We start from the raw sequence: 20737 nt of genomic DNA, 5'->3' as shown, positions 1-20737 counted from the left end.
CCGCGGCGCGGTCTGTCGCCACACATTGGGTGCACATCCATTTCTCGAAGGAGCGAACATGGAAGAACGCATACGCGTCGCCGTCACGGTCGATGAACTCGTGCTGTGGGACGGATCGCCGATTCCGCCGGGCGACTCGGCCCCCGGGATCGTCTCGCGGTTGTGCCGTGCCCTGGACGAGCACGGCATCGAGGGCGTCTATGGATTCCCGCACACGTACCCGCTGACCCTGGATCCCGGTCTTGTGGACGTGCTGTCGATCTGGACGGAGGCGGGCCACCACATCGGTTCTCACACGCACTTCCACGCACCATTGCCGTGGATCTCGGGAGCCGCCTACGTCGACGACATCCGCCGGGGCGAGGACATCCTCGGTGAGCACCTGGCTCGCGCGCCCCGGTCGTACTTCCGGTACGCGATGGACATGTCCGGCGACTCGGAGGAGCAGCGCGGGGTGGTGGAGGACTACCTGCGCGCCAACTCCATCACCAACGCTCCCATCACATCGTGGTTCGGCGACTTCGCCTGGATCGCGCCCTACTTCCGTGCCCTGCACAACAACGATCGCGAATCGGTCACCATGCTGCGCGAGTCATATGTCAGCGCTGCGGTGTTCAATCTTCAGAGCCACGCCAGGGTGGCCCGCCGACTGTTCGGACGCGACGTCCCCCTCATCTGGCTCGTGCACGGCAGCCCCATCGCGGGCGACATGCTCGGCGATGTTCTCTCGGCATTCGAGCAGAACGGCGTCGAGTTCGTCTCGCTGGATGAGGCCATGAATGACCAGAGCAATCGCGCGATGCCGCCCGCCGCCGCTGGCTTCCACAACCATCTCGACCGCTACCTCATCGCCAACGGCATCGAACCGGAACGCATCCCCGCGGAGGCGGTGCAGGCCGTGATGGACGCAAGTCCCCTGGAGGGCTACGCCAGCATCCCGGACGTGTACGAGGATGCGATCCTGAAGCCGATCGCCGAGCGCGCACGAGGGAACTTCGTGTGGAGCTGGACGTGAGCTCCCTTATCAAGACGGCTGCAATCGAAGAGCTGCCAGGGGCAACCGAGGCGCCGGCATCAGCAGTAAGCCCCCGGCAAGCGAACCCTTTGATGGGCCACCCGCCGGGGGCTGGAGCGGAAGTGTCGTGCGAAGACCTACGCGAGACGTCCCCAGACACTCGGTAGAGCGTCTTCGCACGTTCGCCGGTCTCCCCAGACCAGTTCTTCCGATGTATGCAGCCTACAGCATGTTGTCCTCCATTTGGGGGACACTGGGTGGGTTCGTGTGATCGATTCACCCTCCGCCTCACCCGCTATTCCGAGTGATCGAAGGCGCGAAGACATGAAAGCCCCCGCAGCTGGACTCTCCCGAAGAGTCCGGCCGCGGGGGCTTTTTCGTCTGCCGCACGCGTTGAGCTTCTCCCGCAACCCCAGTCGGTTCGAAGCGGACACGCGTGCCATCGGGCAGTCCGTCCTTGCCGTTCGTTCCACTCCCCAGTGGCCCGAACGCAGTTGCCACGCTATCGGCCGCTGTCCCGCGATTCGGGCGCCTTCACCGTTCCTTGCGAAAGCCTCGCGGCTATCTTCAGAATCCGTTGAGCGCGGCGCACCCGGGGGAGCCGGAGGGTGAGCGGGGCACGCCCGGCGCGCCGCACCGAAGGGGCGAGCTCTTCTCCCCGTGGCGCACCGCAGTGTCGCCCAGGGTTCGCGCTAGCTTGAGCCTGGGTGTCCCCAGCACCCTAGGGGCTCGCCCCCCAAGCGGGCCCTCAACTGTCGGGTGTGGCATATACGTATCCGGATCCGGCACGCGGGCTCCGGGAGCGCTCTTCGAGCCCCCGGAGTCCGCGCTCGCGCGCAGCGCGGACGACGACCCGATCGCGGGTGAAGCGGAGGGTGAAACGACGACGCGCGGCGCGCCGTGTCCCCCAAATGGTGGACACGCCGCGATAGTCTCTTCGCATCGGGAGAACTGGTCTGGGGAGACCGGCGCACGTGCGAAGACGCTCTACCGAGTGTCTGGGGACGTCTCGCGTAGGTCTTCGCACGACGCTTCCGCTTCTTGCCCTCGGCGGGTGTGCTCGATCACGGGTCACCTGCCGGGGGCGAACTTCCTTGGGCGGTGGTCCACTACCGATCGGTCGGTGTGAACCAGCCGTCGGCTGCCAGCTGATCCCACACGTGCTGCGCCACTTCGCCGCCGCGACGGACGATCCCGTCCTCGTCATCGACGACGAGGTGGCCGTCGCTCACCTGAACGACTCCCTGCGTCAGGACATGGCGGACCATGCGGCCGTTGGCGTAGAGCAGATTGTTCAACGGCTCAGGGCCCGGCGTGCCGCCTCCGACGAGCAGCCCGGAGATGTCGATGGAGGTCAGATCGGCCAGTGCACCCGTCTCGATGCGGCCCAGATCGTCGCGACCCAATCCCTTCGCCGGATTGAGGGTGACGGACTTGATCATGTCCCACACCGTGGGACGCTTGACGGGGACGGGGCTGGAGTCGGCGATGATGTCGTGGCGCAGCCGTCCGTAGAGGACGGCCAGCTTGGCGTTCTCGAGAAGATCGTTGGAGTGCGTGTCGAGCCCCACCGCCACGTTGATGCCGGCGGCCAGGGCCTCGATGAAGGGCTGACGGCCCTCGCCTGATCCGGCTCCGGCACCCGAGGGGCAGTGCACGAAGGTGAAAGCGTCCTTGGCTGCGAGGAACGGCGCGTCCGTTTCGGGGTCCCAGCCGCCCATGTGCGCGCCGAAGAACGGCACGTCGTACCAGCCGTGATCGTCGACCCACTGCACGGGCGCCTTCCCCCACATGCGCCGCATCCGCTCTGCATCGGAGGGGAGGGTGGCGAGGTGGGTATGGATGCCGGTGCCGAGCTCCCGCGCGGCGGCGGCGATCGCGTCGAGCGTCGCCGGCGTCGCCGTCTCGGGTCCGTGGGGAGCCACCATCGGCTGGATGCGGCCGTCCTCCGACCCGCGGACCGTACGGGCCCACTCGAGGAAGGTGTCGATCTCGCCGAGAGTGGCGGATTCCGACTCGGTGACGATGCGATCTTCGGGAGCGAACCACACCGGGAGCATCTTCGAGAACGTCGGCAGCATGCCGGAGGCGTATCCGCGGACACCCCAGTTGCGCGCGACGCGCACGTACGACCGGGCATGATCGAGCGAGAGTGATTGCTCGAGCTGGGTGGTACAGCCGCCCCGGAGTATCTCGGCGAGGTTGTATGCGGTGAGAGCGTCTATCTCGTCGGGGGAGAGCTGCTCGAGCATCACCGCCGGTACGGCGTAGGACCGGCCGCCCTCGATCACACCGCGGGTGGGCGACCCGAGCGCCACGTGGGTGTGCGCGGAGATCATGCCGGGGATGAGCAGCTGACCGGTCATGTCGATGCGGACGTCGTTGCCCGCCACGCGGCCCTCGACGATCCGCGCGATGCGGCCGTCCTGGATGACGACGCTGTGATCTGCGACGAGCTCGACATCGCCGTTTCGGTGCACGAGCGTCCAGCTCGGTTCGAGGATGAGCGTCGCCGCCCCGCGTGCCCGCCGGGAGTCGGCGAGTGCGCCGCGCGTGGTGTGTCGGTCGGCAGCTGGCGCCATAGTGATCCTCCTCGATCATCCGCGGCGCGGGAGCGCCCCTCAGGCAGATGCTAGCCGTCCGAGGTCGGTTTCGTTAAGTATTTGTAAACAGTTTCGCTGCGAGTTGCTAGGCTGACCGGACGGTATCCGGGAGTGAGCATGTCCACAGCAGAGAACATCGGCGCGCGCATCCGCCACATCCGGCAGTCGCAGGGGGTCAGCCTGCGAAAGGTCGCCTCTGAGCTGGGGGTCTCCCCGAGCCTCATCTCGCAAGTGGAGACGGGCAAGAGCCGTCCTTCGGTCGCCATCCTCTACTCGCTCGCCGGGTTTCTCGGCGTGTCGGCCGACCAGCTCCTCGGGCTCGCGGATGCAGAGCGACCTCCCGCCGCGGCGGCGACGGCCCCCTTCCCCGCAGCGACGCCCGAAGTGCAGCGTGCCGCGGAGAATCCCGCGATCGAGATGGAGGACGGGGTGCGATGGGAACGCTTGGCCAGTAGTCCGGATGGGCGGGCGGACGCGCTCTTGGTGACGTACCAGCCGGGGGCTTCCAGTTCCGCGGGCGGCAAGCTGACTCGGCACTCCGGGTTCGAGCACGCGTACATCCTCGAGGGCGAGTTGACGCTTCAGCTCGACTTCGACGAGTACGTCCTCGGAGCCGGCGATTCCCTGCAGTTCGAGTCGGCACGGCCGCACGCGTACAGCAACCAGGGGTCGGTGCCCGCGCGGGGCGTCTGGTTCGTCATGGGACGCCGCAGCGCAGCGCTCGATTCCGATGCGCCGTCCGATGTGGTCCAGCGCGCGTCCCGGCCGCTTTCCGGGGCCTTCGACGTGCTTCGCCGGTTCGACCACCTCGAATGAGTCATCGCTTCTCAGACGAATTGGAAGTGTTCATTATTTATTGACATAGTGAACACCGAGTGTCACGCTTAGGTTAACACCCGGCCGACCTCTCCGGCCGACCCACCCCCGACACTGGAGTCACGCATGGCCAACGCTCCCCTTCGTCCCGAGATCGCTGCGATCGTCGACCAGCTCGATGAGCTGCGCCCCACCCTGATCACCGGTGGCCGCGACGCCGACTTGGCACGCCGTATCCCGCAGGAGAACTTCGACGCGGTGGCGGCAACGGGTGCGTTCAGCATCTCGGCGCCGCCGGCGTTCGGCGGGCTGGCGGCGAACACGGCGGAGTGCCATGCGGTGGCGCGGGCCATCGGTCGCGGGGATGGCAGCATCGCGTGGGTGCACGGCATCCTCGACTCCGGCGCCTGGGTCGTCTCCCTGATGGACGAACAAGCGCAGCGGGATGTGTGGGGCACCGACAAAGGCGTGAACTCGTTCATCTCGATCGTGCTCGCCACAACATCCGACTCCGAGCGTGTGGAGGGCGGGTACCGTGTCACGGGCAAGTGGGGATACGGGACCGGGAGCACGCACGCCGACTGGTCGCTGCTCGGCGTTCCTCTGAAGAACGACGCCGGTGAGGTCGTCGATGCGGGTCTGGCGCTCATCCCGACGTCGGAGCTGGGGGTGGAGGACAACTGGTACGTGGCCGGGATGAAGTCCACGGCCAGCGTCATGCAGATCGCCGAGGACGTCTTCGTTCCCGAGCACCGGATCTTCCCGCTGACTGCGGCGGTCGAGGGTGACTACCTCAGCGACTACGACGACCTGACGTACCAGACGGTTTTCGTGCCGTCGCTGTTCATGAAACTCATCGGCCCGCACCTGGGTATGGGGCGTGCGGCGCTGGACTACGTCATCTCCAAGGCGGACAGCAAGGCCATCGCGTATACCGGTTATGCGAAGCAATCCGACTCCGCGGTCTTCCAGAGCGCCATCGCGAAGGCGTCCGTGCAGTTGAACGCGACGGAGCTCGTTGCTCGCGACATCGCCGAGCGCATCTTCGCCGACGCGGAGCGCGGCGAGTACGCGCCCTATGCGGAGCGGATCGAGATGCGTGCGAAAGCCGGATGGGTGGTGGAGACCATCACGACGATGATTCACGATCTCATGACAGCGCATGGCTCGGCCGGGTTCGCGGAGTCGGCCTCGCTGCAGCGGGTGTGGCGCGATCAGGCCACGGCGAGCCGGCACGGTCACACCCTGTCGGCGAGCGGATTCGAGGCGTACGGCAAGGTGCTGTTCGGCCGCGAGGACGACGCGCGGTTCGTCCTGCCGATCGTGTGACCGCGTGTCGACTCGAGAAGGAGGGACCATGGTCGCGACGATCGATGAGCAGCGGATCTCCGCCGATGACTTCAGACACGCGTTCCGGCACCATCCCGCCGGCGTGGCCATCATCACGGCGGATGCGGGGGACGGGCCCGTTGCGATGACGGTCAGTTCCGTCGCCTCGGTGTCGATCGATCCGCCGACGCTCGTCTTCTCGGCATCGCCGATGTCGTCGAGCACACCGACGATCTCGCGTGCCGAAACCGTGGTGGTGCACCTGCTCGCCTCGGACCAGGTCGACCTGGCGAAGCTCGGCGCCCGCAGCGGAGCCGAGCGCTTCGGCGATGACGTGGAATGGGCGCGGCTCCCCACCGGCGAGCCGTACTACCCGAGCGCGAACTCCTGGCTTCGCGGCCGTGTTGTGCAACGCGTCGATGTGCACGGATCGACCCTCATCGTCGTCGAGGCCATCGGGGCCAAGCGTCGGGCCGACGGGGCCGAGGATGCCACCAAGCCGCTCGTCTACCATGACCGGAAATGGTTCGTCCTCGACGACAACTCCCGTCTTCCCGGTTCGGTCGTGCCCTTCTACCTCGTCTACGGGCGAGGCGAGTGAGAGCGCGCCCTTCCGCGCCCGCCGCATCCCGATCACCCGACCCGCTGAAGGAGAAACATGTCCAACGACCGCATCACCCGCACCGCCTCCCCCACCGTGCCCGGGATCTCCGACAGCACGCGCGTGAAGAGCGGTGACCTCGTCTTCATCTCTGGACAGGTCGGGTTCGAGCCCGACGGCTCGGTCCCCGCCAGCTTCGAGCGCGCCATCGAGCTCACCTATGGGGAGCTCGAACGAGCGCTCACCGCCGCGGGTGCGACGTACGAGGACCTCGTCCGCGTCAACGTCTACATCACGCACCTGGATCAGGAGAAGCTCGTGACCTGGCGCCGCACGCGTGACCGCATCGTCCACGTTCCGGAGCCTTCCGCCAGCACCGTCATCGGCGTGTTCTCGCTCTACAACGGCGCGACCATCGAGATCGACGCCATCGCCGCCGTCTGACGGCCCCTCACGAACGCACGCGACGCCGCAGGTCGACGTCACGATGTTCGGCGTGCCCGCGCGCCGCCCTATCCGACCGCTGTCGCAAGACCCGAACCGCTCACCCATCGAGGAGGACCAACATGCCCGGAACGCGCCCGCTGTACCGCGACTTCACCAGCGTCGACGAGCTGAACCGTGCGTACGACATCGAGGCGACGGTGCCGGACTTCGGCGCCTACGCGAACGACTTCGTGGCGCGCAGTGCGGCATACCGCGACGAAGCCCGCTGCGTGCTGGATGTGCGGTTCGGCCCGACCCTTGAGGAGACGTACGACATCTTCCTCCCCGAGAGCGACACCGTCGGTGAGTCTCGCCCCGCACTGTTCTTCATCCACGGGGGATACTGGAAGGCCACGACGAGCAAGGTATGGAGCTACGTCGCGCGGGGTCTCGCCGCGCGGGGTTTCGTGGTTGCGGTGGAGAACTACGCGCTGTGCCCGAACGTCACCGTAGCTGAAATCGCCCGCCAGCACCGCGCCGCCTACGCGCACTTCTTCGCGCACGCGACCGACTACGGGGTCGACCGCGACCGCATCGTGGTGGCTGGGCATTCCGCCGGCGGACACGCGGTCACAACCCTGCTGGAAACGGACTGGTCCAACGATTACGGATTGCCGCCCATGCCCTACGCGGGCGCGGTGCCGGTGAGCGGCGTCTTCGATCTGAGGCCGCTCGTTCACACCTTCCTCAACGCCGACCTTCGACTGGACGAGGCTTCGGCGGAAGGTCTGAGCATCCTGACCGTGCCTCCCGCACTTCCTCCGATCGTGGTGGCCTACGGAACGAACGAGACGGCGGAGTTCGAACGACAGTCGGTCGACTTCGCCGCGATGGTCTCTGCCGCGGGACATGCGGTCGATGTCGTCGCCATGGACAACAATCACTTCGACATCCTGGAGAGCTTGGCCGACGGTGCCGGCACACTCGCGCGCGCTGTCGAGCGTCTGGCTCGAACCTGAAGCGTCTCTGTCGTGGCCGGCGCAGCGGCTACGCGCGCCGAACGCACGCGTTCGGCCTCCGACTCGTCAGCACCCTGAGTGCGACCATGCGAAAGCAGCTCGCGGACGGATCGCGTTCAGTGGGAGGGTAGGGCTGTGGATCCGCGCTGGACCAGGTGCGGGGTCAGCCGCACCGGGCTCCCGGTGTCACCGCCGGTCCGCGCGAGCAGCAGATCGGCGGCGCGGCTACGTCGCCTTCACCGCCCGTGACGCGGACGAGGTCGCGCGTCGGTTCGATTCGGTCCTGCAGTCCGTCCTCTCTCCTGAAGGAGCGCTCAAATGAGCATCGTCACCATCACCATCACCAACCCCTCCGGCGACGGAAACCTCCTCAACCCCCAAGTCATCTCCGGTCTGTCGGAGGAGCTGCGGGCGGCGGATGCCGATGCCGACGTCAGCGGGATCATCCTCACCGGCGCGGGCGAGGTGTTCTGCAGCGGCTTGGACATCCCAGCGATTCAGGCCGGAGGCGATCCGGTCGAGTTCGCCACCGCGCTGGCGGGGCTGCTGAAGTACCTGCCCACCCTGGGCACCCCCGTCGTCGCCGCGGTCAACGGCAACGCCGTAGCATCCGGAGCTTCCATCGTGGCTGTGGCGGACTACGCGGTGGCCACCCCCGAGGCCGTGATCGGAACCCGCGAGGTGTCGCTCGGCATCTGGCCGATGGTCGCGCAGGTGCCCCTCATCCAGCGGCTCGGCGCGCGGTGGGCTATGGAGAACGTGGGCTCGGGCGAGCCCTTTTCCGCGGAGCGCGCGCGCGAAGTCGGCCTCATCAACGCGATCGCCCCTGCAGATCATCTGATCGCGACCGCCGAAGAGTGGCTGGAGAAAGCTGCGCGAGCGGGCGCGATCGCGGCGGTGGGGCGTCCGGCGTTCTACCGTTTCGCGGAGATGGGTTACGACGAAGCGCTGGATGCGTCCGTGGCGCTGTTCGCCGACATGAACCGCTGACACCGCAGCAATCGCAGAACCACAGGGATCCGACGCGCCTTCGCGCGTCGACTCCTCCTCCCGCAACATGGTGGCCCGCCCTTGGTCGCTGCCTCCCTCATCGAACGAACGCAGGGTCGTCGAGGTCGTCGATGCCGTCCGTCGCCCACATGGACGAGTCCGCCCCGACGCCGGGTTCGCGGTACCAGCGCTTTACAGAGGGGTTGCTCCATCCCGTGGACGCGGCTTCATATCCCTTACACGGAAGATGGCGACTGTGGCACATGTCGGGAGCGACTTCGCCACGTTTGTGCGGGAGAATCGCTAACTTCGCGCACGTTCGCTTCTTGGAATTTCGTAAACGTGAACCATTTAGTTGACATACGGAGTAAATCTGGTGTGTAGTGGTGCTTGACGGAGCCACGGAGCAGTGACTTAGGCCGTTGAGGAGGACGACATGCAGGGTCAGGCCTGGCCAGGGGACGTTCCCACGTACTCGATGGCCGAACGCGATCGACGATGGGAACTTGCTCGGACCTTCATGGAGCGGGAGGGGCTCGACGGACTTCTCGTGTTCGGCGAGCACGAGGACGCCGGCGCGGCGGCGTTCGATTTCGACACCTGGTTCACCAACGGTCGGGCCGGGACGGTGGTGATCTACCCGCGTTCCGGTGCACCGATCGCGTTGGCGCCCATGTCGATGTTCATCACCGACCACATGGAGGGCATCCGGCGAGGGGACATCACCTGGGTTCCCGCAGCCAACATGCGAGTGGGACGGGGTTCGCAGGGCATCGCCGACGTGCTGAACGAGACGGGGTTGGCGACGGGCACCGTGGGCGTGGTCGGTCTCGACCCCTATCCGCCCTTCCACGGTGAAGGAATCATCCCCTTCACGCTATGGAATCGCGTCCTCGAGCTCGTTCCCGCCGCCCGCTTCGTGCCCGTCGGTCAGGCGTTCGGCACGCTGACCATGGTGATGAGCGCGGAAGAGATCGACGTGATGCGCTACTCCGCCTGGGTGGGCGACGCGATGGCGCGAGCGATGGCGACGACCGCCGCCCCCGGCGTCCCCGAGAGCGAGGTCTATGCGGCGGGCATGGCCGCTGCCTACTCGCGGGGCGCGGTCATTCCCGCCATGCATCTGTGGACGGGCAAGAGCCCGGTGGCCTGGGGGCCGCCGCAATGGGCCTATCGGCCTCAGCCGGCTCGGATCATCGAGGAGGGGGACATCATCGCCGGGGAGGTGTTCTCGCGCTTCGGGATGCGTGACACCCAGCACCAGGTCATCATCGCCGTCGGCGCCGTGAACCCCGACTTCGAACGCGCGGCAGCCGTCGCCCGCGCATCGTACGAAGCCGGCCTGCAAGCGCTTCGCCCCGGTCGCACGTTCGGTGATGTCGCCGATGCGATGCTCGGTGCCACCGAGGGCGGTGGCGGCTGGGTCATGGGGCCGCAGGCCCACGGCATCAATCCGTTCGGGCCGCTGTGCGGCTTCCCCGGGACGATCGGCAAGCTCGACGGCGCCGAAGAGTACCCGCCCATGGACGACTACCCGACGCTCCAGCGGGACCTGGTCCTGGAACCGGGGATGGGGTTCGCGTTCGAGCCCAACTACGCCTTCGGACGCGTCAAGGCGACCATCGGCGGAACCGTGATCGTCGGCGAGAACGAGCCGATCGACCTCAATCCGTACACGGCGCAGATCCTTCGTGCGGGCGCTTGAGCCTGAGCACGATGCACAACTGAACACCCCCATGGGGAGTACGAGAGGCGTACTCCCGAAATCACACAAAGGAGTCAATGATGACGCAGGAACTCGACGCCATCGCCCGACGGCTACAGGCCCTGGAAGACCAGGCGGAGATCCGCAAGGTTCTGTACACCTACTTCCGCGCGGTCGACGCAGCGGACTGGGATCTGATGGCGAGCTGCTACCACCCCGACGCGATCGACGAGCACTCGGACATCTACACCGGGCCGATCGACGGGCTCGTTCAGTGGTGCATCGACAACGTCGCCACAGCGTTCTCCAGCTGGATGCACTTCGGTGGCCAGTCGGTCATCGACGTCGATGGTGACACCGCGCAGAGCGAGACGTACGCCGTGGCCATCCACAAGACCCACGCCGACGAGAAGGGCTTCGAGGCGGATGTCATCGCGGGCGGTCGATTCTTCGACCGGTTCGAGCGACGCGACGGCGCCTGGCGCATCGCGCACCGCAAGCTCGTGATCAGCTGGATCCCGAGCGCCCCCGTCTCGGAAGACGCCAACCTCCTGTCGGTGGACGGGCGATGAAGATCCTCGTCGTCGGCGGCACCGGATATGCGGGAAAGGCGATCGTCGCCGAGGCGGCATCGCGCGGTCACAAGGTGACTGCGCTGAGCCGGACCCTGCCGAGCGATCGTGTTCCCTCCGTGCACTACGAGGCGGGGCTCGCCGCCGAGCGGGCAGTGCCCCTCGTGGCGGGGATCGACGTCGTGGTGGGGGCGCTGTCCGCCAAGGGCACGACCCTCGGCACCCTGGTCCAGACCTACGCAGACCTCGGCGACGCGGCCGCTCGTGCCGGAGCCCGCCTGGTGGTGATCGGGGGGTTCGGCTCGATGCTGCTGGCCGAAGGCGGCCCCCGGGCGATCGACACCCTCGCCGATCTCGACATCCCCGAGCCGCGCAAAGCGGAGGGTTACGAGATGGAGGAGGTCCGCAGCCAGCTCGAATCCTCGTCTCCTCCCGGACTGGACTGGCTGTTCGTCTGCCCCGCCGCCGAGTTCGGGCCGTACGCGCCGCAGGGGCCCGCCCGAGGCGTCTACCGCACGAGCGGACAGGTCGCGCTCTTCGACGAAGAGGGCCGATCGGTGATCGAGACCGCGGATCTCGCCCGCGCGGTTCTCGATCAGATCGAGTTCCCGTCCCATCAGCGCGCACAGATCCACTTCGCCTACTAGGCCGGGCACCCGACCGGCACCCCGCCCGAACAAAGGAAGACATCGTGACGATCACCTCCATCCTCGAACTGCAGTTCAAGCCCGGATACATCGACGAAGCCCTTGCGCTCTTCGAGACCGTGATGCCGCAGGTGCGCGGATTCGACGGATGCTCAGCGGCCGTCGTCGCACAGGACCGCGAGGATCGCGACCGTCTCTTCATCATCGCGACGTGGGACTCCTTCGAGCGTCACGAGGCGTACCAGGAGTGGCGCCTCGGGGACGGAATCCTCACCGAGCTCGAGGTCCTCGTCGAGATGCTCGCCGGGCCGCCGCGCGACACCGTGTGCGACACGCGTAACGCCGGCTAGCGCGGATCACGCGCGAACACCTGTCGTCCGCGGCGGCAGGTGGTCTCGTCGCGCGATCGCTCAGAGAGTCAGCGCGACAGGACGCCCGAACAGAGAAGAAGAGGACTGAGATGAATGCCCCTGCCACGACCGGCCCCGATGTGGTCGACGCGGAGTCGCGCCGATGGAGTGGACGGATGAGCGCATGAGCGTCGGGCCGTACACGATCGGCGTGGACACCGGAGGCACCTTCACCGACACGGTCGTGGTGGACGCCGAAGGCAGCCTGACCATCGGCAAGCAGCTCTCGACACCGCCGGAGTTCGTCGGCGGCGTGGAGTCGAGCGTGGTCGCCGCCGCCGGCGCGCTCGGGATACCGGTCGAGTCGCTGCTGACCGACACGCAGAACTTCATGCACGGGACGACGATCGTCGTCAACGCACTCGTCACGGGGCGGGGTGCGCGCATCGGACTGATCACGACCCGGGGTTTCGGCGACACGGTCTTCATCGCACGGACGGCCAGCCGCACGTCGGGCCGCGCCAACAGCGAACTGCATCGCTTCGCGCACCTCGCACGGCCGGAGCCCACGATCCCGGTGAGCAAGACGCTCGTGCGCGAAGTCGTGGAGCGCGTGGACCGGCACGGGAAGGTGCTCGTGCCGCTGGATGACACGAGCGTGCGCGCCGCCGTGGCGCAATTACGGGACCAGGGCGCGGAAGCGATCGCCGTGTGCCTGCTGTGGTCGTGCCTGCTCCCGGATCACGAGCGGCGGGTCGCAGAGATCTGCGCAGAGGTGGCACCCGACCTGCCCGTCACGATCTCCGTCGATGTCGCGCGGCAGATGGGGGAGTACGAGCGGACGACGACCGCGGGCTTCAACGCGGCCATGTCGAGCATCGCGGCTGACTACGTCGACCGCCTGTCCGCGCGACTGGCGGCGCGCGGTCTGGCTCGGCCGCCCTGGATCATGCAGGGCAACGGCGGGGTCGCCTCGGTCGAGAAGATCCGCAAGACCCCCGTGGGACTCGTCGGCTCCGGGCCCGCCGGCGGCGTGCTCGGCGCCCGCGCGCTCGCGGCGAGGCTGGGCATCGACAACGTCATCTGCACCGACGTCGGCGGCACGACCTTCGACGTGGGACTGGTCGTGCGCGGAGAGCTCGAGCTCACGCCCACGACCATCCTCAATCAGCATCGGCTGCACCTCCCCCTCGTCGACACGGTCTCGATCGGAGCGGGCGGGGGGAGTCTCGCCCGGGCGGAGCGGGTCGGCGACTCGGTCCGGCTTCGAGTGGGGCCGGACAGCGCGGGTGCGATGCCGGGGCCGGCGTGCTACGGGCGCGGCGGAACACTCCCGACCGTGACCGACGCCGATCTCATCCTCGGGATGATCGATCCCGAGTTCTTCCTGGGCGGCCAGATCCGGCTGGATGTGGATGCCGCGCGCGAGGCGGTGAGAATCCATGTCGCCGAACCGCTGGGGATGACGGTCGACGAGGCGGCCGCGGGCATCGTTCAGATCGCCGACAGTCACATGTCGGATCTGATGCGGCAGGTGACGGTGCAGCGCGGCCACGACCCCCGCGAGTTCACCGCGTTCCTCTACGGTGGCGGCGGCCCGCTGCACGGCACCGCCTACGCGGCCAACCTCGGCGTGAAGAGCATGGTGGTCCCGGGCGGGCCGCTCGCGTCCGTCTTCTCGGCGTGGGGAATCGCCTCGGCGGACATCCACCACACCTTCCAGCGCTCGGCGAGTCTGTCGCTGCCCGGGGAGCCGGCCGTCATCAACGCGTCGTTCCTCGCGCTGGAGGCCGAAGGTCGGGCACAGCTCGTCTCCGACGGCGTGGACGCGCGGGACCAGATCCTCCAGCGGTTCGTCGCGATGCGCTACCGGCTGCAGACGAACGAGGTGACGATCCCCGTCCCCGCCGGCGAACTCAGCGCTGCGGACGTGGTGCGGCTCATGGACACCTTCGACACGGAGTACCGACGGCTCTACGGGGCCGAAGCAGGTTTCCGGGATGCGGGCATCGAGCTCACGACGTGCCGTGTCAATGCCTACGGCGTGGTATCGCGCCTGGACCTCCGTTTTCCCGACGTCCCGGTGCAGCCCTGGGACCCGTCCTCCCACCGGTCCGTCCACTGGCCGGAGCTGGGGCGTCGGGAGGAGACCCCCGTTCATCGCCAGGAGAACCTCGGTGTCGGATCGGTGCTCACCGGTCCGGCGATCGTGGAGCTGCCCACGACGACCGTGGCCGTGCGTCCGGGCCAGCGTCTGGAGGTGGACGCGATGCGCAACTACGTGATCACCATCACCGACCCGAAGGAAAGCGATCTTGAGCGCTGATGTCGACCCGATCACCTTCGAGGTGATCGCGCATAAATTCACGCAGCTGACGGAGGAGATCGCGACCACTCTCCAACGCACGTCCGGCTCGGTCGTGGTCACCGAGGGCATGGACTTCGGAGTCGTTCTGGCCGACGCGAGCGGCGCGATCTTCAGTGTGGGCGACTTCGCGACGGTGCACAGCACGGGGCTTCAGGCCGCGATCGAGTGGACCCTCGAGCACCGCTCCGAGAACCCCGGCATCGACGACGGCGACATGTTCTTCCTCTCCGATCCGTGGGTCGGCGTCGTCCATCAGCCGGACGTGGCGGTGCTCGCGCCGATCTTCATCGACGGCCGGTTGTACGCCTGGGCTGCCAACACCATGCACATGCTGGACACCGGCGGATCCCTGCCGGGCGGGCTCAACAGCGCCGCTCCCGACGTCTTCAGCGAGCCGGCGCCGATCCCGCCGATGAAGATCCTCCGCGGGTCCGTTCTCCAGCGCGATGTCGAGCAGATGCTCACCCGCAGGTCGCGCCTTCCCGAGCTCCTCGCCCTCGACCTGCGAGCGATGATCGCGGCGAACCAGGTTGCGGTGCGACGGATGAAGGAGCTCGCCGCGACCTACTCGCCCGAGGTCCTCGAGCGCGTGATCGCGCGAGTCCTCTCCAATGCCGAATCGGAGTTCCGCGGGCGTCTGCGCAGCCTCCCGGATGGCACGTGGTCGGGCACCCAGTTCGTCGACGTGTCCGGGGATGGCGACCGTCGGGTCCACGCCGTTCGCGCGACCATGCAGAAGTCCGGCGACACGCTGCATTTCGACCTGACCGGCTCCGACGACCAGGCCGGCTTCTTCAACAGCACGTGGCCCGCCACGAGGGGCGGGCTGCTGTCGGCCATCCTCCCCCTCCTGTGCCCCGACCTCACCTGGGCTCCGGGCGGCATCATGAAAGCCGTCGACTGCGCATACCGGCCCGGCAGCTTCATCGCGGCGACCTTCCCGGCAGCGGTGTCCTCCGGGCCGATCTCCGGCGGGCTGGCGACGGCCTCCCTGGCGACGGTGCTCATCTCCCGGATGCTCGCCGGCGCGTCCGAGGATCAACAGCGCAACGCGATGGCCGTGACCGCCGCGTGCATCCCGTCGAACCTCTTCCGCGGCGTGGTGGACGACGGGACGCCAGTGCTGCACCTGAACATCGAGGTCGTCCCGGGCGGAACCGGAGCCCGAAGCTGGCGCGACGGCGACGACTACTCCGGGGTCATGCTCGCCGCGGCGAGCAGGATCCCGAACATCGAGCATCAGGAGCACGACACACCGCTCCTCTGGCTCTACCGCCGCGAGCTCCCCGACAGCGCCGGCGCGGGGCGCTACCGCGGTGGCGTTGCGGGGGAGTCGGCGCTCGTCCTCTATGGCGTCTCGCAGCCCATGGAGATGATGGTCGCTGCCCACGGTGTCGCCATCCCCTCCAGCGCGGGCATCAGTGGCGGTCTTCCCGCGAAGTCCCTCGGCTTCCGCGTGTTCCGCGACGTCGATCCGCTTGGCAGATTCGCTCAGGGCGAGATGCCCGCAGCCGTCGAGGATTTCGGGGACACCGTGGACTGGTGCCATCCGAAGACCTCCGACGTCACCGTCGGGACGCGCGACGTGTTCGTCTCCTCCGGCGCCGGAGGCGGGGGCTACGGCGACCCGCTCGATCGTGATCCGTCGCGGGTCCATCGCGACGTGGTCGAGGGGTATGTGAGTCCCGAAGCGGCCGAGCGCGTGTACGGCGTCGTTCTCGACGGCTCCTCCGTCGACCAGGCGGCGACGGCACAGCGGCGGGCGGTGATCCGCAGTCGCCGGCTCGGCGGCGTCCCGGTCGCGGTCCTCAATTCGCCCGGGCTCACCGAAACGGAGGCGACGCTGCCGGGCGGTGTCGCGATCACCGCGACCGGTGCCGCCGCGTGCGCGAGATGCGGGGCCGATGTCGGCGACGACGCACAGAACCCCCTGTCCCTCGCGCACGTCGCCGCCGGCGACATGGTCGAGCTGGGCGTGGTGTGGCTGCCGCCCGATCGATTCCTGGACTCCGAGGTGGAACTGCTCCAGGCGTTCTGCCCCGGATGCGCGGCGCTGCTCGACACGGAGGTCGTGAGCGGCCGCTAGGCGGGTGCATGCCCGCGCCACCGCGGCCGGAACCGCCGGCCGCTGACCGGAAGGGAAGTGCGATGAAGCAGTTCGATGCCTTAGGCGAAGACCGATTGCAGGCCTTGGCGGACCGTGAAGAGATCCGCGACGTGCTGGCCATGTACTTCCGCGCGGACGATTCCGGGGACTGGGATCTCCTGCGCGAGTGTTATCACGAGGACGCGACCGACGAGCACGACGGAGCGTACTCCGGCTCGATCGACGGCCTCATCGAATGGTGCAAGGAGTGGGTGCCGAAGCAGTTCCGCAGTTGGCTGCACCTGGGAGCACAGTCCCTCATCGACCTCCACGGCGACACCGCCGACGTGGAGTCGTACGCGGTCGCCCTGCACAAGACCCACCCGGATGCGCGCGGCAAGGTCTTCGACGTCGTCGCGGCCGGCCGCTTCTACGACCGATTCGAGCGGCGCAACGGGGCATGGAAGATCGCCCACCGAAAGCTCGTGATCGATTTCATCCCCGACGGCATCGCCGCATCCGACTCGAACCCGCTCGACTTCGACCAGAAGTCCGCCTGAGCGCTTCCCACCACAGCGAGGAGAAGAAGCCATGCGTTCCAATTCCCTTGTGCGTCGTGTGCTCGTTGCGTTGACGGCACTGGCGGTGGTGTCGGCGCTCAGCGCCTGCAGCACCGCCGTGCCCGCCGACGCGGAGGAGAGCGGGTCGGTCAGCGTGGCGGTGCTGAGCTGCACCGCATCGCCCTACTGCGTCGCCGGTAACGAGTCGATGGAGGAGTTCGCGGCCGAATCGGGCGTCGAGGTCAAGATGTTCGATGCGGTGCTGGATCCGACAAGGACGGTGGCCTCGTGCAACGACGCCATCAGCTCCGGCCGACACGACGCCATCGTGATCAGTACCGTCATCGCCTCCGCGGCCGTCGGGTGCGCGACCGCGGCCGACCAGGCCGGCATCCCTCTCATCTCGACCGTCGGCCCGGTCGGCACGGACACGTCGACCGCGGAGCCGACGACCGCCGGCGTCGTCGCCCAGGTCTTCACTCCGCTCGATGACCAACTGCGCGCTCTCGTCGACGACATCCTCGTCCCCGCGTGCGCGGAGAAGGACCCGTGCGAGGTCGGCTGGCTGCGGACCTCGCAGAGTCTCCCGCAGGGCGACGCCATCCTCGCCGAGATGCTGCAATCTGCGCTCGAGTCCCACCCCCACATCACCGTCGTCGGGGAGACGTCGAGCGAGACCGACGTCGGGGCCGCGATCACTGCCACGAAGTCGTTCCTGCAGCGGAACCCGGAGCTCGACGTGATCCTGTCGTACTCGGCGCAGGGGACGACGGGTGCCATCAGTGCGCTGAAGGCCGAGAACCGGGTCCCCGGCGAGGACGTGCTGATCGCGACCGCCGGCGCGAGCGCGGCGATCATGACGGCCATGAGGGCGGGTGAGGTGTACGGCACGACGGTGAACCTGCCCGCGACCGAGATGAGGATCGGGCTGCAGTTGGCGGCAGATCTGGCAGCAGGCAAGACGATCCCGACGGCGATCGATCCGTTGAAGGAGGCAGGACTGCCGCTGGTGATCACGCAGGAGAACCTCGCGGACTATCCCGACTTCGTGGGCGAGTTCACGCAGTAATCCTGCGCCAGCACGGTTCGGGGAAGGAGAGGACATTGGTCGATGCGACGCGCGCGGAACGGGTGCCCCGGCGGGCGAGCGGTCTTTCGCTGACCGTCACGGACATCCACAAGCGGTACGGAGTCGTGCATGCCGTGAGGGGCGTGACGCTGAGCATCGAGAGTGGAGAGATTCGCGGGCTGGTCGGCGAGAACGGGGCGGGGAAGTCCACGCTGGGCAAGATCATTGCCGGCGTCACCGCGCCCGACGGGGGGCAGCTCTCCCTGGACGGCCGGCCCGTGCACTACCGCAGCGCAGCGGGAGCCCTGAGCCACGGTGTGGCGCTCGTGGCTCAGGAGCTCGCCGTGGTCCCCTCCCTGACGGTGGCGGAGAACGTGATGCTGGGGCAGGAGCCGAGCCGCGGGCCCGTGCTCGACGCCCGGCGGCTCCGGGTCCGCTTCGGCGAGCTGTGCGAACAGGTGGGCTTCTCGTTGCCGGCGGACGCACGCCTCGGATCCCTTCGCAAGAGCGATCAGCAGAAGGCGGAGATCCTTCGGGCGGTGGCGCGCAACGCTCGTCTGATCGTGATGGACGAGCCGACCGCCGCGCTGACCTCGGACGAGGCAAGGCAGCTGGTCGCCGTGCTCCGTCGGCTGGCGGACGAGGGCCGCACGATCGTCTTCGTCTCGCACCGGCTGAGTGAGGTGCTCCAGGCCTGCGACAACGTCAGCGTGCTTCGCGACGGACGAGTCGTGCGCACCGGCGCGTCCGCCGACGAGACGGCCGACTCATTGGTGACGTCGATGGTCGGATCACGCCTCGCCTCGGAGTTCCCTCCCACGTCCGCGCCGCCGCGTGACGGCGTACCGGTGTTGCGGGTCTCGAGCCTCACCTCCACGTCGGGGGTCCGCGGCGCCGGCTTCGAGATCTGGCCGGGGGAGGTGGTGGGGATCGCGGGCCTCGTGGGCAGCGGGCGCAGCGAGCTGGCGCGGGCCGTATTCGGTGCCGACAAGCACGCTGGCGAGATCCGGATCGACGGTCACCCCGTCCGGATCGGCTCCGTGCGCCAGGCCATCAAGGCCGGCATCGCGATGCTTCCGGAGAGTCGGAAGGAGCTCGGTCTCGTTCTCGGGCGCTCCGTCACCGAGAACGTGAGCTTGCCTCGTCTCCGGGCCTTCGCGCGCTGGTCGTACGTGCGCCGGAGGCGAGAGCGCAGCGCCGTGCGCGCCATGCTGGCCATGGTCGGTGTCCGGGATTCGGCGGCCGACGCCCCCGTCGGCTCACTCTCCGGAGGCAACCAGCAGAAGGTGATGTTCGCCAAGTGGCTGATGACGTCGCCGCGGGTGTTCATCGCCGACGAGCCGAGCCAGGGAGTCGACGTGGCGGCGAGGGCCCGGATCTACGGCCTCATCGCCGAGCTGGCCGCCCGGGGGATGGCGGTGCTCGTGATCTCCTCCGACCTCGAGGAGGTGATCGGGCTCGCCCACCGCGTGCTCGTCATGAGAGCAGGACACATCGTCAGCGAGCTGAAGGACGAGGCGGTGGAAGCCGAGACGATCCTCGGCCACGCCTTCGGCGCCGACCGGGAGTCATCATGAGAACCACGGACCATCCGCAACGCCCAGCGCGGGAGGCCACCCTCGGCACCTGGCCCGCGACGATCGGGAGGCTGGCGCGGGAGTACGCCGTGCTCGTGCTGACGGTGGCTCTTTTCCTCTACCTGGCCGTCAGCGCCGACAACTTCCTCACCGTCGCCAACCTCACGAACGTCCTCAGCCAGTCGGCCGTCCTCGGCGTGATGGCGTGCGCGGCCACGCTTCTGATCATCGCGGGGAACTTCGATCTCTCGGTCGGTGCCATCTTCGCGGCATCCGGGATCGTCGCCGTCCTCGTCGTCGATAGCGTGTCCGTGCCTGCCGGCATCGCCGCCGGTGTGGTCACCGGTGCGGTGCTGGGGTTCCTCAACGGCCTCGTGGTGACGGGTCTAGGCGTGAACTCCTTCATCGCGACGCTCGCATCCGGCCTCATGATCGGCGGGCTCGTGCTGGCCGTCACCCGCGGGCAGACGACGGATTCGACGAGCGCCGAGTTCGTCGGCCTCTCGATGAAGCGGTTCCTCGGTCTCGACCTGATGACGTGGGTGTTCGTCGTCTGGGCGCTCGTCTTGGGGTTCATCCTCGCGAGGACCACCTACGGCCGGTACATGTACGCGGTCGGGGGGAACGCCCTGGCGGCGGAGCTGTCCGGGGTGAGGGTCAGCGCGGTGCGGATCGCGACCTTCGTCCTGAGCGGCCTCGGCGCCGCGGTCGCGGGAATCCTTTCGGCTTCGCAGTCGGGGAGCGTCCCGGTGACCGCCGGGACGAGCCTTGTGCTGATCACGATCGCCGCGGTCGTAGTCGGGGGGACGAGCATCTGGGGAGGAGACGGCGCCGTATGGCGGACGGTCGTCGGCGTGGTCTTCCTCTCGCTGATCCAGAACGGGTTCAATTTGCTCGACATCGATCCCCTCTACGGGAACATCGTCTACGGCGGCATCATCCTGATAGCCGCCGCCGTCGACGCTCGGGTCCGCTCCGCGCGGTGACGTGACCCGCCAGGGCGC

Annotated in this window: 18 protein-coding genes; 17 read left to right on the top strand and 1 reads right to left on the bottom strand. The window is 68.0% G+C overall.

The genetic code is table 11. The features are described from left to right. Positions 1–58: 58 nt before the first annotated feature. On the top strand, positions 59–1015 hold the full coding sequence (locus ACTU3I_RS00405) for a polysaccharide deacetylase family protein (protein WP_442923618.1): 957 nt from the start codon (positions 59–61) through the stop codon (positions 1013–1015). A 1109-nt stretch (positions 1016–2124) separates the two neighbouring features. On the opposite strand, the gene ACTU3I_RS00400 is transcribed toward ACTU3I_RS00405, so the two are convergent. Further along, the gene (locus ACTU3I_RS00400; RefSeq protein ID WP_442923617.1) at positions 2125–3597 is read right to left on the bottom strand and encodes an amidohydrolase family protein; all 1473 of its coding nucleotides are present in this window, start codon (positions 3595–3597) and stop codon (positions 2125–2127) included. 138 nt (positions 3598–3735) lie between these two features. Here ACTU3I_RS00400 and ACTU3I_RS00395 point away from each other — a divergent pair, with 138 nt between their 5' ends. The 16 genes from ACTU3I_RS00395 (at position 3736) to ACTU3I_RS00320 (ending at position 20719) form a co-directional block, all read left to right on the top strand. Then, a complete protein-coding gene (locus ACTU3I_RS00395; protein ID WP_442923616.1) occupies positions 3736–4434 on the top strand; it encodes a helix-turn-helix domain-containing protein in 699 nt (232 codons plus the stop codon). A gap of 126 nt (positions 4435–4560) precedes the next feature. Then, positions 4561–5763, top strand: coding sequence for an acyl-CoA dehydrogenase family protein (locus ACTU3I_RS00390; protein ID WP_442923615.1), 1203 nt, complete (start codon positions 4561–4563; stop codon positions 5761–5763). Between the two features lie 28 nt (positions 5764–5791). Next, positions 5792–6364: a flavin reductase family protein gene (locus ACTU3I_RS00385; RefSeq protein ID WP_442923614.1), complete on the top strand. Its 573-nt coding sequence runs from the start codon at positions 5792–5794 to the stop codon at positions 6362–6364. 57 nt (positions 6365–6421) lie between these two features. Further along, positions 6422–6808 (top strand): RidA family protein, encoded by a 387-nt coding sequence (locus tag ACTU3I_RS00380; RefSeq protein WP_442923613.1) that lies wholly within the window; start codon positions 6422–6424, stop codon positions 6806–6808. Positions 6809–6930: 122 nt separating this feature from the next. Beyond that, positions 6931–7809: an alpha/beta hydrolase gene (locus tag ACTU3I_RS00375; protein ID WP_442923612.1), complete on the top strand. Its 879-nt coding sequence runs from the start codon at positions 6931–6933 to the stop codon at positions 7807–7809. A gap of 318 nt (positions 7810–8127) precedes the next feature. Continuing rightward, positions 8128–8799: an enoyl-CoA hydratase/isomerase family protein gene (locus ACTU3I_RS00370; protein WP_442923611.1), complete on the top strand. Its 672-nt coding sequence runs from the start codon at positions 8128–8130 to the stop codon at positions 8797–8799. 436 nt (positions 8800–9235) lie between these two features. Next, positions 9236–10504, top strand: coding sequence for a M24 family metallopeptidase (locus ACTU3I_RS00365; protein ID WP_442923610.1), 1269 nt, complete (start codon positions 9236–9238; stop codon positions 10502–10504). Positions 10505–10584: 80 nt separating this feature from the next. Then, positions 10585–11076, top strand: coding sequence for a nuclear transport factor 2 family protein (locus tag ACTU3I_RS00360; protein WP_442923609.1), 492 nt, complete (start codon positions 10585–10587; stop codon positions 11074–11076). Next, entirely contained in the window at positions 11073–11723 is a 651-nt protein-coding gene (locus ACTU3I_RS00355) for an NAD(P)-dependent oxidoreductase (RefSeq protein WP_442923608.1), read from the top strand. The genes ACTU3I_RS00360 and ACTU3I_RS00355 overlap by 4 nt, the downstream gene beginning before the upstream one ends. Before the next feature lie 44 nt (positions 11724–11767). Then, positions 11768–12073 carry a putative quinol monooxygenase gene (locus tag ACTU3I_RS00350; protein ID WP_442923607.1) on the top strand — a complete coding sequence of 102 codons (306 nt, stop codon included), beginning with the start codon at positions 11768–11770 and terminating at the stop codon, positions 12071–12073. Between the two features lie 184 nt (positions 12074–12257). Continuing rightward, on the top strand, positions 12258–14399 hold the full coding sequence (locus tag ACTU3I_RS00345; protein WP_442923606.1) for a hydantoinase/oxoprolinase family protein: 2142 nt from the start codon (positions 12258–12260) through the stop codon (positions 14397–14399). After that, positions 14389–16527 carry a hydantoinase B/oxoprolinase family protein gene (locus ACTU3I_RS00340; RefSeq protein WP_442923605.1) on the top strand — a complete coding sequence of 713 codons (2139 nt, stop codon included), beginning with the start codon at positions 14389–14391 and terminating at the stop codon, positions 16525–16527. The genes ACTU3I_RS00345 and ACTU3I_RS00340 overlap by 11 nt, the downstream gene beginning before the upstream one ends. A 62-nt stretch (positions 16528–16589) precedes the next feature. Beyond that, positions 16590–17087, top strand: a complete 498-nt coding sequence (locus ACTU3I_RS00335) for a nuclear transport factor 2 family protein (protein ID WP_442923604.1) — start codon at positions 16590–16592, stop codon at positions 17085–17087. A 31-nt stretch (positions 17088–17118) separates the two neighbouring features. Then, positions 17119–18156, top strand: coding sequence for a sugar ABC transporter substrate-binding protein (locus ACTU3I_RS00330; RefSeq protein WP_442923603.1), 1038 nt, complete (start codon positions 17119–17121; stop codon positions 18154–18156). Positions 18157–18191: 35 nt separating this feature from the next. Further along, positions 18192–19733, top strand: a complete 1542-nt coding sequence (locus ACTU3I_RS00325) for a sugar ABC transporter ATP-binding protein (protein WP_442923602.1) — start codon at positions 18192–18194, stop codon at positions 19731–19733. After that, entirely contained in the window at positions 19730–20719 is a 990-nt protein-coding gene (locus tag ACTU3I_RS00320; protein WP_442923601.1) for an ABC transporter permease, read from the top strand. Before ACTU3I_RS00325 ends, ACTU3I_RS00320 begins: the two co-directional genes overlap by 4 nt. The last annotated feature ends 18 nt before the right edge of the window (positions 20720–20737 follow it).

Source organism: Microbacterium sp. RD1 (genome assembly GCF_052220165.1).
GTDB lineage: Bacteria > Actinomycetota > Actinomycetes > Actinomycetales > Microbacteriaceae > Microbacterium.
The sequence above is the reverse complement of the archived record's forward strand: the minus strand, read 5'-3'. Positions and strand labels throughout refer to the sequence as shown.

What these genes read in the sequence shown, in the direction of transcription:
- ACTU3I_RS00390 (WP_442923615.1), top strand. Translation starts at nt 4,561, where the DNA reads ATGGCCAACGCTCCCCTTCGTCCCGAGATCGCTGCGATCGTCGACCAG.
- ACTU3I_RS00375 (WP_442923612.1), top strand. Translation starts at nt 6,931, where the DNA reads ATGCCCGGAACGCGCCCGCTGTACCGCGACTTCACCAGCGTCGACGAG.
- ACTU3I_RS00330 (WP_442923603.1), top strand. Translation starts at nt 17,119, where the DNA reads ATGCGTTCCAATTCCCTTGTGCGTCGTGTGCTCGTTGCGTTGACGGCA.
- ACTU3I_RS00335 (WP_442923604.1), top strand. Translation starts at nt 16,590, where the DNA reads ATGAAGCAGTTCGATGCCTTAGGCGAAGACCGATTGCAGGCCTTGGCG.
- ACTU3I_RS00395 (WP_442923616.1), top strand. Translation starts at nt 3,736, where the DNA reads ATGTCCACAGCAGAGAACATCGGCGCGCGCATCCGCCACATCCGGCAG.
- ACTU3I_RS00400 (WP_442923617.1), bottom strand. Translation starts at nt 3,597, where the DNA reads ATGGCGCCAGCTGCCGACCGACACACCACGCGCGGCGCACTCGCCGAC.
- ACTU3I_RS00355 (WP_442923608.1), top strand. Translation starts at nt 11,073, where the DNA reads ATGAAGATCCTCGTCGTCGGCGGCACCGGATATGCGGGAAAGGCGATC.
- ACTU3I_RS00370 (WP_442923611.1), top strand. Translation starts at nt 8,128, where the DNA reads ATGAGCATCGTCACCATCACCATCACCAACCCCTCCGGCGACGGAAAC.
- ACTU3I_RS00360 (WP_442923609.1), top strand. Translation starts at nt 10,585, where the DNA reads ATGACGCAGGAACTCGACGCCATCGCCCGACGGCTACAGGCCCTGGAA.
- ACTU3I_RS00405 (WP_442923618.1), top strand. Translation starts at nt 59, where the DNA reads ATGGAAGAACGCATACGCGTCGCCGTCACGGTCGATGAACTCGTGCTG.
- ACTU3I_RS00380 (WP_442923613.1), top strand. Translation starts at nt 6,422, where the DNA reads ATGTCCAACGACCGCATCACCCGCACCGCCTCCCCCACCGTGCCCGGG.
- ACTU3I_RS00320 (WP_442923601.1), top strand. Translation starts at nt 19,730, where the DNA reads ATGAGAACCACGGACCATCCGCAACGCCCAGCGCGGGAGGCCACCCTC.
- ACTU3I_RS00365 (WP_442923610.1), top strand. Translation starts at nt 9,236, where the DNA reads ATGCAGGGTCAGGCCTGGCCAGGGGACGTTCCCACGTACTCGATGGCC.
- ACTU3I_RS00385 (WP_442923614.1), top strand. Translation starts at nt 5,792, where the DNA reads ATGGTCGCGACGATCGATGAGCAGCGGATCTCCGCCGATGACTTCAGA.
- ACTU3I_RS00345 (WP_442923606.1), top strand. Translation starts at nt 12,258, where the DNA reads ATGAGCGTCGGGCCGTACACGATCGGCGTGGACACCGGAGGCACCTTC.